The 13,014-nt window shown below is 45.3% G+C and carries 11 protein-coding genes; 9 read left to right on the top strand and 2 right to left on the bottom strand.

Translation table 11 applies throughout. The features are described from left to right. Positions 1 to 103: 103 nt before the first annotated feature. From speE to V7266_RS11640, 5 genes are all read left to right on the top strand, one after another. Positions 104 to 931, top strand: a complete 828-nt coding sequence (speE, locus tag V7266_RS11660; protein WP_335468052.1) for a spermidine synthase — start codon at positions 104 to 106, stop codon at positions 929 to 931. Positions 932 to 998: 67 nt separating this feature from the next. After that, positions 999 to 1,871 carry an agmatinase gene (gene speB / locus V7266_RS11655; RefSeq protein WP_335468051.1) on the top strand — a complete coding sequence of 291 codons (873 nt, stop codon included), beginning with the start codon at positions 999 to 1,001 and terminating at the stop codon, positions 1,869 to 1,871. A gap of 243 nt (positions 1,872 to 2,114) precedes the next feature. Beyond that, positions 2,115 to 2,540 (top strand): DUF1934 domain-containing protein, encoded by a 426-nt coding sequence (locus tag V7266_RS11650; RefSeq protein ID WP_420491383.1) that lies wholly within the window; start codon positions 2,115 to 2,117, stop codon positions 2,538 to 2,540. After that, a complete protein-coding gene (gene argS, locus V7266_RS11645; protein ID WP_335468049.1) occupies positions 2,537 to 4,207 on the top strand; it encodes an arginine--tRNA ligase in 1,671 nt (556 codons plus the stop codon). Before V7266_RS11650 ends, argS begins: the two co-directional genes overlap by 4 nt. A 172-nt stretch (positions 4,208 to 4,379) precedes the next feature. Next, positions 4,380 to 4,559 (top strand): H-type small acid-soluble spore protein, encoded by a 180-nt coding sequence (locus tag V7266_RS11640; RefSeq protein WP_335468048.1) that lies wholly within the window; start codon positions 4,380 to 4,382, stop codon positions 4,557 to 4,559. A 32-nt stretch (positions 4,560 to 4,591) separates the two neighbouring features. Here the strand turns inward: V7266_RS11640 and uvsE are convergent, their stop codons facing one another. Continuing rightward, positions 4,592 to 5,548: a UV DNA damage repair endonuclease UvsE gene (gene uvsE / locus V7266_RS11635; protein ID WP_335468132.1), complete on the bottom strand. Its 957-nt coding sequence runs from the start codon at positions 5,546 to 5,548 to the stop codon at positions 4,592 to 4,594. A 16-nt stretch (positions 5,549 to 5,564) separates the two neighbouring features. Further along, positions 5,565 to 6,767 (bottom strand): cardiolipin synthase, encoded by a 1,203-nt coding sequence (gene cls / locus V7266_RS11630; RefSeq protein ID WP_335468047.1) that lies wholly within the window; start codon positions 6,765 to 6,767, stop codon positions 5,565 to 5,567. A gap of 185 nt (positions 6,768 to 6,952) precedes the next feature. Here cls and V7266_RS11625 point away from each other — a divergent pair, with 185 nt between their 5' ends. The 4 genes from V7266_RS11625 (at position 6,953) to V7266_RS11610 (ending at position 12,933) form a co-directional block, all read left to right on the top strand. After that, on the top strand, positions 6,953 to 9,061 hold the full coding sequence (locus V7266_RS11625) for a (Fe-S)-binding protein (protein ID WP_335468046.1): 2,109 nt from the start codon (positions 6,953 to 6,955) through the stop codon (positions 9,059 to 9,061). Positions 9,062 to 9,321: 260 nt separating this feature from the next. Then, the gene (locus tag V7266_RS11620) at positions 9,322 to 10,512 is read left to right on the top strand and encodes an acetyl-CoA C-acetyltransferase (protein ID WP_335468045.1); all 1,191 of its coding nucleotides are present in this window, start codon (positions 9,322 to 9,324) and stop codon (positions 10,510 to 10,512) included. Positions 10,513 to 10,780: 268 nt separating this feature from the next. After that, positions 10,781 to 11,632: a 3-hydroxybutyryl-CoA dehydrogenase gene (locus tag V7266_RS11615; RefSeq protein WP_335468044.1), complete on the top strand. Its 852-nt coding sequence runs from the start codon at positions 10,781 to 10,783 to the stop codon at positions 11,630 to 11,632. A gap of 170 nt (positions 11,633 to 11,802) precedes the next feature. Next, a complete protein-coding gene (locus V7266_RS11610; protein WP_335468043.1) occupies positions 11,803 to 12,933 on the top strand; it encodes an acyl-CoA dehydrogenase in 1,131 nt (376 codons plus the stop codon). The last annotated feature ends 81 nt before the right edge of the window (positions 12,934 to 13,014 follow it).

Raw genomic sequence — 13,014 nt, 5'->3', positions numbered from 1 at the left:
TTTCTTACGTTTGTAATTCAATAGTTTGGGTAGCATAAAAGAAAAGCGGAAGCGAAGGGTTTGACGCCCGCTGGACTATATGCGAAATGGAAGGAAGTTGGTCATGTCAATTTGGTTTACAGAAAAGCAAACTGAAAACTTTGGGATCACCATGAAAATCAACAAAACCTTACATACAGAACAAACTGAATTTCAAAAACTTGATATGATAGAAACCGAAGAATGGGGCAACATGCTGCTGTTAGACGACATGGTGATGACATCCGTTCGTGACGAATTTGTCTACCATGAAATGGTTGCACACGTACCACTATTCACCCATCCAAACCCTGAGAGCGTGCTCGTTGTCGGCGGCGGCGATGGCGGTGTCATTCGGGAAGTCCTCAAGCACCCAAGCGTGAAAAAAGCGACCTTAGTGGATATTGACGGAAAAGTAATCGAGTATTCAAAGAAATTTCTTCCTGAAATTGCCGGCAAGCTGGATGATCCGCGTGTCGATGTCCGTGTCGATGACGGGTTTATGCATATTGCAAAAAGTGAAAATCAATATGATGTCATTATGGTAGATTCAACGGAACCAGTTGGTCCTGCGGTAAATCTGTTTACAAAGGGCTTCTATGCGGGGATCTCTAAGGCGTTAAAAGAAGATGGGATTTTTGTAGCGCAGTCGGATAATCCTTGGTTTAAAGCGGACTTAATTCGAAATGTCCAAAGCGATGTAAGAGAGATTTTCCCGATTACCCGTTTGTATGTAGCTAATATACCAACCTATCCAAGTGGTCTATGGGCGTTCACGATCGGTTCAAAGAAATATGATCCGCTTGAGGTTAGCGAGGACCGCTTCCATGAAATTGAAACCAAATATTACACAAAAGAACTGCATAAGGCAGCGTTTGTTTTACCTAAGTTTGTTGGGGACCTATTGAAGTAATAGAGCAAACAAGCCGTTACAAAAGTCTTTTGTGATCTTGAAGTACATAAAAGTGAGGGATTGTAGAATGCGTTTTGATGAGGCCTATTCAGGCAATGTGTTTATTAAAAGTCACCCGAATTATGAAGAAAGTCAGGTTGTATTATATGGAATGCCAATGGATTGGACAGTGAGCTACCGCCCCGGTTCACGTTTTGGCCCAGCCCGAATCCGTGAAGTTTCCATTGGTCTTGAGGAGTATAGTTTTTACCTTGACCGTGAACTGGAAGAGGTAAAATATTTTGATGCCGGGGACATTCCGCTTCCATTTGGTAATGCTCAGCGCAGCCTTGATATGATTGAAGAATTTGTTGACCGGATTCTAGAGGCCGGCAAGTTCCCACTGGGAATGGGCGGCGAACACCTGGTATCTTGGCCGGTTATGAAGGCTATGTATAAGAAGTATCCGGACTTAGCAATTATCCATTTTGATGCGCATACGGATTTGCGCGAAGAATACGAAGGAGAGCCATTATCGCATTCCACGCCAATTCGTAAAATTGCGGAACATATTGGTCCAAAAAATGTTTATTCTTTTGGCATCCGTTCCGGTATGAAGGAAGAGTTACAGTGGGCTAAAGAGAACGGTATGCATATTTCGAAATTTGAGGTGCTTGAGCCGTTGAAGGAAATTCTGCCAACACTTGCAGGCCGTCCGGTTTATGTCACGATCGATATCGATGTCCTAGACCCAGCCCACGCGCCGGGAACAGGAACCGTCGATGCAGGCGGCATCACCTCAAAAGAACTGCTCGCATCCATCCATGCAATTGCCCGTTCTGAGGTAAACGTAGTGGGGGGCGACCTAGTAGAAGTAGCACCCATCTATGACCCATCCGAACAAACAGCCAATACTGCCAGCAAACTAATCCGCGAAATGATCCTTGGCTGGGTAAAATAGTGGAAACAGTACAAACGGTGCCTGTCACCATTTGTTGTATTCCCACAATGTTTAGATAGTTTTTGGTGCCTGACACCTTTGATTTTGGTGCCTGTCCCGGTGCGGGGCGGGCATCTTTTGATTTGTTGGTGATCTAAGTTTATAATAGGAAGAGTATGCATTTATTTACTTAGGTCAATTATGATGACTAGATAACGATCTAAAGAGGATAATAAATTCCTTTTTATAAAGGAAGTGTTACATTTGTCGAATTTGTCTGCTACAGAGATTCCAATGAAGATTAATGTGAAGACAACCATTCATCAGCAAGAAGGCTCAGAGACGATTGAATTGAAGGTATTTGGCCGCTATTTTGAAAAAGATGGAGCAGCATTTCTTAAATATGAGGAAGTGCTCGAAGAAGGTACAGTCCGCACCATCGTCAAAGTGACACCGGACGAAGCCTTGATCTTACGCGGCGGCGCGGTCAAGATGCGTCTGCCCTTCAAGTTACATAAAAAATTAAGAGGCAGCTATGAGATGCCCTTTGGGGTATTTGAAACGATGACATTGACCAGAAGACTTGAGCACACTAAAGGTTTGATTGATATTCTTTATGATTTCACGATGCAGGGCTCACCTGCTGGCACATACCATTTGGAGATAACCTTTCAGGAGGATGAAAAATGAATATAGTTGAACAAGTACAAACAAAATTAAAGGAAGAGATTCGTGCAGCCGTGCTTAAGGCTGGCCTTGCTGCCGAAGAACAAATCCCTGATGTGATTCTTGAAATCCCAAAAGAAAAGGCACACGGTGATTATTCCACCAACATGGCGATGCAGCTTGCGCGGGTCGCGAAAAAGGCACCTAGAATGATTGCCGAGGCATTGGTCGCTAATTTTGACCACTCAAAGGCCTCCATTGAAAAAATTGAGCTGGCGGGACCTGGATTTATCAATTTTTATATGAATAATGCTTACTTAACCGATTTAATTCCGACTGTTCTTCAAGCAGGTGACAACTACGGTGAAACGACGACGGGTAAAGGCCAAAAAGTTCAAGTTGAGTTTGTATCCGCGAATCCAACCGGTGACCTTCACCTTGGACATGCCCGCGGCGCGGCCGTTGGTGACTCACTTAGCAATATCCTAGCGAAGGCAGGCTACGATGTTTCCCGTGAATACTATATTAATGATGCCGGCAACCAGATTAATAATCTAGCGATATCTGTAGAAGCCCGTTATTTCCAAGCGCTTGGCCTTGAGAAAGACATGCCGGCGGACGGCTATCATGGTGCTGATATCATCGGGATTGGTAAAACCTTGGCTGAAGAGTTTGGCGATAAGTATGTAAATATCGGGGAAGAGGAACGTTTCGAATTTTTCCGTGACTATGGCTTGAAATATGAAATGGCCAAGCTGCAGAAGGATTTAGAGGATTTCCGCGTCGGCTTTGATGTGTGGTATTCTGAAACTTCCCTTTATAAAAATGGGAAAATTGATAAGGCACTCGAAGCACTGCGTGAAAGCGGCTATATCTATGAGCAGGACGGGGCAACATGGCTTCGTTCAACCGATTTCGGTGATGATAAAGACCGTGTGCTTATTAAGCAAGACGGCTCTTATACCTATTTAACGCCGGATATTGCCTACCATAAAGACAAGCTTGAGCGCGGTTTTGAAAAATTAATCAATATTTGGGGTGCTGACCACCACGGTTATATTCCTCGGATGAAGGCGGCCATCCAGGCCTTAGGTTATGACCGCGAGGCCCTCGAGGTTGAAATCATTCAATTAGTTCACCTTTATAAAAATGGTGAGAAAATGAAGATGAGTAAGCGTACCGGTAAAGCCGTAACGATGCGTGATTTGGTCGATGAGGTTGGCCTCGATGCGACACGTTATTTCTTTGCAATGCGCAGTTCGGATACCCATATGGATTTTGACTTGGATTTGGCTGTGTCCGAATCTAACGAAAATCCGGTCTACTATGCTCAATATGCTCATGCACGGATTTCCAGTATCCTTCGTACCGGCGGGGAGCAGGGAATCAGCGTGGATGCGGATGCCGATTTGTCGTTACTTGGCTCTGAAAAGGAAGTAGACCTATTAAAGAAAATTGGGGAATTCCCAGCGGCTGTCGGTGAGGCCGCACTGAAGCGTGTACCGCACCGCATCACAAATTATATTTTAGAATTAGCGTCCGCTTTCCACAGTTTTTACAATGCGGACAAGGTGCTTGATAGCGAAAATCCTGCCCGTACAAAGGCACGCCTTGCTTTAGTCAAATCAGTGCAGATTACCCTTAAAAATGCGCTTGCATTAATTGGTGTTTCGGCACCAGAGAAAATGTAGATTAGCATTAGCCTCTAGTGTTAGGTACCTAACACTAGGGGCTTTTTATATGGTAAAAACGAATGAGAATGGTGTCAGAGTGTTGAGAAATACTAAAACTGTTTAAAAGCATGAATAACTTCCAAAAAAATGCGGATATTAACGGTAGAAATTGAGTAGGAGTGACCTAGAAATGAATGTTGGAAGAGCGAAGGAAATACTAGAATCAGCGGATATGATCAATGTCACTTATAATGGCACCCCTGTGATTATTCAACATGTTGACGAAGCTGCCAAAATGGCCCGGATCTATACGCGTAAAGATCCAGAGAATGAAAAAGATGTTCCTGTCCTTAATCTAATCGAAGAGTAAAAAAGAGTCTCCAACATTAGGTGGAGACTCTTTCATTTTATCTCAAGGCTGGCCCCGCTGATCCGCTTAAAACCGCGCAGTTTACTTAAATCCTCGACCAATTTTAAGGCCGCCTGATCCTTGGCCTTGGCCTCAATCATAAAATCGACATCCTGACCATACTCACGCAATAAATTCACAAACGGCATAATAAACTCCGGGTCAACAAAATCTGCATGAGAGCGGAACTCCTTTTCATTTTTCGGCGAAGAAATATGGACTTTCGGAATCACATCAACGGCTGACCATGTCTCAAAAATCCGAGGCAGCAGTTCTTCAAGCGGAGCTTCACTTAGATTAGCCATGTGATGATGATAATCAAACACTAACGGAATTCCTTCTTTCACACACACCGTCAAGGTTTCTTCAGCCGTATAGGTCTTATCATCATTTTCTAATGTCATGACCTTCTTAATGTGGCCCGGTAAAGTGGTCAGATTCTCATAAAAACGCGACACTGCGGCCGCCTTATCCCCATATGCTCCGCCAATATGAATATTGATGAGTCCTTGATCAGCTATCCCCATTGCTTCAAACATCTGATAATGATACGTCATATCAATGACAGCATTTTCAGTAATCGTCTTTTTCGGTGAAGTAAACAGCGTAAATTGATTTGGATGAAAGCTGACCCGTAAATGATGCCGTTTGACTAAATCCCCAATTTCCTGCCATTCTTTTAAAAACGGTGTAGTAAAATCCCAGCGGACCTCTGGATGTGTTGCCAATGGGACAATGGAGCTTGAGAATCGGTACAATTCAATTTCGTGGGCAAGATTATAGTAGAGCATCCGTAATGTGTGCTGAAGATTTAGCCTCGTCACCTCAAGCAGCTTTTCTTCGCGCTCTCGGGCACTAAGCTGCTGATAACGGGTAAAGGTAAGCGTCTTTGCCGGGGAGGCATCCCATAAACTAATCGCATGCGAAACATAGCCAAGCCGAATTTTAATCATTAACTCTCCCCCCTTATAAAAAATAACTGACAGCCCCTGCAACTGCTTCCTTCACAGACCGCCATAGGTTTGGTTTAGTAAGGTCTTCTAGCGACAGCTGCTTAGAATCGAGGATGTCTTTTTTGATGACCTGCCTCATGCGTTTAATAAAGGCAGGATCATAGATATAGCAATTAATTTCTTTATTTAAAAATAAGCTCCGTTTATCGAAATTGGCCGTACCAATATCGCAAATCTTATCGTCAATCAGGATGGTCTTTGCATGATAAAAACCGTTTTGGTATTGATAAACAAGTGCCCCTGCTTGAAGCATCCTCCGCAAATAACGATAGGATGCTTCTTGAACAAGGATATGATCTGCCGTAAAGGGGACAAGGAGCGTGATGCTGACGCCGCGCCGCCGCGCCGCGAGTAATTCTTTAAAAATAGGCGTGCTCGGAATAAAGTAGGGGGTACCGATTAGAATCGATTTGTTCGCCTTTCTTATTAAGTCAATAAAAATACCTTCCAGCATCCCGGCCTCGGTTGGGTTAAATTGATGGCGGATGCTGCCTTTGGGCAGCTTGGGAAAATAACCAGGATCGTTTTGCACCTTCTCACTTGCATACTCATTCCAATCCAGCAAAAACTCACTTTGCAAAAAATTCACGCTTTCACCGGTTATTTTTAACTGGTAATCCCGCCATGGACTAAGCTTCGGATCTTCATCGATATATTCTTTGCCAATATTAAAGCCTCCCATAAAACCAATCGCCCCATCAATAATTGAAATCTTCCGGTGGTTTCGGACTTGAGATGAATAAAAAAGGAAGGGCAGTTTGACTCGATTACTAAATGCTACATGTATTCCCGCACCCTTTAGTTCTTTAACCTCTTTTTTCTTGATTGTTAAACTGCCAAGGCGGTCAATCAGCAAGCGGACCTCGACACCGATACGCGCCTTCTCTTTTAAAATGTTAAAAAACTCCTGTCCCAAACTGTCATTCTTTACGATGTAGTACAAGATATGGATATGTTTTTGGGCCTTTTGAATCTCAGAAAAATAAGTGCGAAAAAATTCTTTGCCATGCGTAAAAATTTCTAACTCGCCATGGAGGATGCCGGTTTCAAGTTTGCTTGTGATGAAAAGATGCTTCTTACGGCCTAACCTAAAATCTAAGACAAGCCATATAATGATTAGAATAAGCAGTCCGCTCAAAATGAGTACAAATTTCATTGTGAATCTTTCCCCCATTCGGTTTAGTTAGTGTCTCCAAGCGCCAGCATTTCTATTAGTTGAGGAATCTTAAAAAAACATTTGACTGAATGCTCATTCATTTTTATAATAGAGATAAGTATAATTCTGAATATTTACTATTTTCAACAAACAATTGGGGAGAATCTAAGAAAGGGGCGTTTTACTTGAATGGTCTTTTATGGGTCAATCTCATTGCGTTTCTAGCTGTAACCGCTTACGCAGTAAGTCTGTTTGTTTATGTAGTCAAAACGCGAATTGAATTTATTAAGCTGGGGAAGAAAGTCGAGTTTGATAACAATGTCAAAAAGCGGCTGCAAAAAATCTGGGTCAACGTGTTTGGCCAGAAGAAGCTGTTAAAAGATAAAAAAAGTGGTGCCATCCACGTGATGTTCTTTTATGGCTTTATCTTAGTGCAATTCGGAGCGATTGATTTCATCTGGAAGGGGCTTGCGCCAGGCTCTCATCTGCCGCTCGGGCCATTGTATGCCGGGTTTACCTTTTTCCAGGAGATTGTCACCCTAATGATTCTTGTTGCGGTTGTTTGGGCGTTTCACCGCCGTTATGTTGAAAAATTAGTCCGCCTAAAACGCAACTTTAAATCAGGCCTCGTTCTGCTATTTATTGGCGGATTGATGGTGTCTGTTTTACTTGGCAATGGTATGGGTATCATTTGGCATGGTGAGGACCCATCATGGACAGAGCCCGTTGCTTCACTGATTTCACTGATTTTTTCAGGAATAAATGAAACCGTCTCCATTGTCATCTTCTACATAGCATGGTGGGCACATTTATTATTCCTGTTAACCTTCTTAGTGTACGTCCCGCAGTCAAAACATGCTCACCTAATTGCCGGTCCGGCCAATGTCTACTTTAACCGTCTAGATAAGCCCGGCAAGCTGAAAAAAGTTGATTTTGAAGATGAATCACAAGAATCGTTTGGTGTTGGAAAAATTGAAGACTTTACTCAGCACCAAATGATCGATTTTTATGCCTGCGTGGAATGCGGCCGCTGTACGAATATGTGTCCGGCCACCGGGACAGGAAAAATGCTGTCACCAATGGATTTAATCGTCAAAATGCGCGACCACCTCACTTTCTATGGTGCGTCTGTGACGTCTAAGCAGCCATGGGTGCCGACATTTGCCTTTGCCAATTCAAAAGGGAATCAGATCGCGCTTGCCGCACAAGGGGCGGGGGCGCAAGAATCAGCGGCGGCCGCAGTTTACAGTCCTAGTTTAATCGGTGATGTGATTACCGAAGAGGAAATTTGGGCGTGTACGACCTGCCGCAACTGTGAGGACCAATGTCCCGTTATGAATGAACATGTCGATAAAATAATCGACCTGCGCCGCTTCTTAGTTTTGACAGAAGGAAAAATGGATGCCGATGCCCAGCGTGCCATGACGAATATTGAGCGCCAGGGCAACCCATGGGGCTTAAACCGTAAAGAACGCGAAAACTGGCGTGAGGTTCGCGAGGATGTCCATATTCCAACCGTAAAGGAAATGAACAAGGCAGGCGAAGAATTTGAATATCTCTTCTGGGTGGGCTCAATGGGCTCCTATGATAACCGCAGCCAAAAGATTGCCTTATCTTTCGCTAAGCTCCTAAACGAGGCAGGTGTGAAATTTGCCATCCTCGGCAATAAGGAAAAGAACTCCGGTGATACACCGCGCCGTTTAGGAAATGAGTTTCTATTCCAGGAGCTTGCAGCGAAAAATATCGAGGAATTTGAAAAGGCAGAGGTCAAGAAAATCGTCACCATTGACCCGCATGCCTATAATACTTTAAAAAATGAATATCCTGATTTCGGGTTAGAAGCGGAAGTTTATCACCATACGGAAGTTCTTTATCAGTTAGTCCGTGATGGAAGGCTCGTTCCAAAGCATGCCGTTAATGAAACCATAACCTTCCATGATTCCTGCTACCTTGGACGTTACAACGATGTATACGATCCGCCGCGGGAGATTTTAAAATCTATTCCTGGAGTGAAGCTGGTGGAAATGGAACGCAACCGGGAAAAGGGTATGTGCTGCGGTGCAGGCGGCGGTTTGATGTGGATGGAGGAAGAAACTGGCCATCGTATCAACGTCAGCCGAACGGAACAGGCACTTGCCGTCAATCCGTCCGTGATCAGCTCGGGCTGTCCGTACTGCTTAACGATGCTGTCTGATGGAACGAAGGCTAAGGAAGTGGAAGAAAAAGTTTCGACCTACGATGTGGCCGAGTTACTTGAAAAAGCTGTTTGTGGTGAAGTGAGAACTGCTTCTTAAAACTGAAGCAGGAGTTGGATTGTTTTACAAATCAAAATTTTAAAAATTTTGTGTAAACTATTTCAACTTCTGCTCTTTTTTATGTAAAATAGAGTTATAAAATTAAAACGCTTTCATTATTTTAGGGGACGTAAGTTGGAATCTTTGGTTCTATGCTTGCGTTATCTTTTTCGCTCCTTACCTGAGCGAGCGTTCAGTCGAAACAGGCTGAGGGGAACTGGCTGTTTAGTACGAATAAATGGAACAAGGGAGAGATGGAAATGGGCAAAACGGTTATTTTGAGTGGTGTCCGTACACCTTTTGGAAAATTAGGGGGAATTTTAAGCAGCTTTACGGCTTCACAGCTTGGCGGCATTGCGGTGAAGGAAGCACTGCTTCGTGCAAGTGTGAAACCAGAAGAGGTGGAGGAAGTCATTCTTGGAACGGTGCTACAAGGCGGACAGGGGCAAATTCCATCCCGTCAGGCAGCAGTTCACGCTGGACTGCCATGGGAAGTCAAGACGGAGACGATAAACAAAGTGTGTGCTTCGGGAATGCGCAGCGTGACGTTAGCAGATCAAATCATTCGCGCTGGCGATGAAGAGGTCATTGTCGCAGGCGGGATGGAATCGATGAGCAACGCTCCTTATGTTTTGCCAAAAGCAAGGTGGGGCTTTCGAATGGGCGACTCCACTGTAAAGGATTTAATGGTTCATGACGGTTTGACCTGCAGCTTTACAGGCGTGCATATGGGCACGTATGGGAATGGAACCGCCGCTGAAATGGAGATTTCGCGTGAAGCCCAGGATGAATGGGCGCTTCGCAGCCATGTTCGCGCGACGGCTGCGATTGAGAGCGGAAAATTAGCCGAGGAAATCGTAGCGGTTGAGGTGCCTCAGCGCAGAGGGGAGCCGGTGGTGGTTTCTGCTGATGAGGGTCCGCGCAAGGACACCTCTTTGGGGCGGCTATCCAAGTTAGCACCGGTGTTTAATTCAACTGGCACGATTACCGCCGGTAACGCTCCTGGCGTAAATGACGGTGCGGCGGCCCTTGTGCTGATGAGTGAGGAGCGGGCGGTGCGAGAAGGGCGTCAGGTGGAGGCGGTTATCCTTGGCCATGCAGCGATTGCAGTTGAAGCAAAGGATTTCCCACAGACACCGGGATTGGTGATCAATGAGTTGTTAAGAAAAACAGGACGGAGCTTGGATGAAGTTGATTTGTTTGAAATCAATGAAGCCTTTTCGGCAGTGGCGTTAGCGAGTGCAAAGATTGCCGGGCTTGATTCGGAAAAAATCAATGTGAACGGCGGTGCGGTCGCGCTGGGTCATCCGATTGGTGCGAGCGGGGCGCGGATTATTATTACCTTAATGCATGAATTGAAACGCCGAGGCGGCGGTATTGGGATTGCGGCGATTTGCTCAGGCGGCGGCCAGGGAGATGCTGTGATGATTGAGGTGCCTAAGAAGGCGTAGGGCGTTTTCTAAAATGTGGTTATTGGCGGATCGTATGGCATAACTGGCGTAACGGGCTTTATTATTGGCGGATAGGTTAAAATACTGGCGGAAACCGCTCTTTTACTGGCGCTAGGCCGATTTACTGGCGGAAGACATGAAATAACTGGCGGAAGTAGATTTTATAGTGGCGGATAAGCTTAGATTACTGGCGAAAACCGCCTCCTTCTGCCGTTATTTTTAATAGCGAGGCCGGGCATAGTCCGGCCTTAAATTTGGAGGGAAAACAATGAACGTGTCAAAAGTTATGGTAATTGGCGCAGGCCAAATGGGTTCTGGTATCGCCCAGGTTTGTGCTCAAGCCGGTTACAAAGTGGTATTAAATGACATAAATACGGAATTCGTGGAGCGGGGGTTAGGGGTCATCCAAAAAAATCTCACCCGCAACGTCGACAAAGGCCGAATCACGGAAGAACAAAAACAGGAAATAGCAGCAAGACTAACCCCATCAACCGAACTCAACGACGCCAGCAGCGTTGACCTTGTCATCGAAGCAGCTGTTGAAAACATGGAAATTAAGACAAATATCTTTTCGCAGCTAGACAAAATCGCTCCAGCACATACCATCCTTGCAAGCAACACTTCATCATTGCCTATCACAGAAATCGCCGCTGCCACCAGCCGTCCGGAAAAGGTAATCGGCATGCACTTTATGAATCCAGTCCCAGTTATGAAACTAGTCGAAATTATCCGAGGTCTGGCCACAGGCGATGAAGTCTATCAAGTGATTGAAGATATGACCAAGACTTTGGGCAAAGTGCCTGTCGAAGTAAATGACTTTCCTGGCTTTGTCTCGAATCGCATCTTGATGCCGATGATCAACGAAGCCATTTACACGCTTTACGAGGGCGTTGCCACTAAAGAAGCGATTGATGAAGTGATGAAGCTTGGCATGAATCACCCAATGGGGCCGTTAACGCTAGCTGATTTTATCGGCTTAGATACCTGTTTATACATTATGGAAACCCTCCATGAAGGCTTTGGCGATGATAAATACCGTCCATGCCCGCTTTTGCGTAAATATGTGAAAGCCGGCTGGCTCGGTAAGAAATCAGGGCGCGGTTTTTACAGCTATGAATAAGATAGAAAAGCGGAAGCGCCTTGAATAGGGCAAGAAGTAGTTCGCTTTTTCCCAAGCGCTTGTGCGGGACAATTAAACAAAACCAGGTGAATCACGCCGTCCTTACATAATCGAAGATTCCCCTGGCCCAAAGCATCCGAACTATTCAACCTCAGGAAGGGGAACATATTATGAATCTTTCATTTACAGAAGAGCAAGAAATGCTGCGGAAAATGGTTCGCGATTTTGCTCAGAAAGAAATCAAACCCTTTATTGAAAAAATGGAAAAAGGGGAATTTCCCCGTGAAATTCTTCGTAAAATGGGCGAACTCGGCCTGATGGGGATACCAGTTCCTAAAGAATACGGCGGAGCAGAGATGGATTTTACCTCATACATTATGGCCATTCATGAGCTGTCTAAAGTAAGCGCTGCCGTCGGTGTGATTCTATCGGTGCACACCTCGGTCTGCACGAACCCCATTTTGTATTTCGGAACAGAGAAACAAAAGCAAAAGTATATACACAAGCTGGCTTCGGGTGAGTATTTGGGGGCCTTTTGCTTAACTGAGCCGAGTTCTGGATCGGATGCGGCCAGTTTAAAAACGCGGGCAGTGAAAAAAGGAGACCATTACGTACTGAGCGGCTCCAAGGTGTTTATCACAAATGGCGGCGAGGCCGACGTGTATATTGTATTTGCCACAACAGACCCAGCTCTTGGTACAAAAGGGATTGCGGCCTTTATTGTTGAAAAAACTACGCCTGGTTTTATCGTCGGCAAGGATGAGAAGAAAATGGGGCTGCATGGCTCAAGAACAGTCCAGCTGACCTTTGAGGACATGCATGTCCCAGCGGAGAACATGCTGGGCCAGGAAGGCGAGGGCTTTAGAATAGCGATGGCAAACCTCGATGTCGGCCGGATTGGCATCGCCACGCAGGCCTTGGGGATTGCGGAAGCCGCATTGGAAGCGGCCGCCGCCTACGCGAAGGAACGCCGCCAATTTGGCAAGCCAATCGCTGCCCAGCAGGGAATTGCTTTTAAGCTGGCCGATATGGCCACGAGTGTGGAGGCTGCAAAACTATTAGTCTATCGAGCGTCAGATTTGCGGAGTAAGGGCTTGAAGTGCACGTTAGAGGCGTCGATGGCAAAGCTCTTTACGACGCGGACAGCGGTAGAAGTAGCCACGGAGGCCATTCAGGTCTTTGGCGGCTATGGTTATACCGAGGACTATCCAGTCGAGCGGTATTTCCGCGATGCCAAGGTGACGGAAATTTATGAGGGCACGAGCGAGATTCAGCGGATTGTAATTAGTAAGCATCTATGAGTTGGGCACAGATTGTTAATAGATCATAAATTTTGTTAATAAAGCTAAAGAATAAGCCCCAAATGGGAAGAGGAGGCACTA

This window comes from Neobacillus drentensis, from assembly GCF_036965645.1.
Classification (GTDB): Bacteria; Bacillota; Bacilli; order Bacillales; family Cytobacillaceae; genus Neobacillus; species Neobacillus drentensis_D.
Note: the sequence above shows the minus strand (reverse complement) of the source record. Positions and strands in the feature narration are given on the sequence as shown.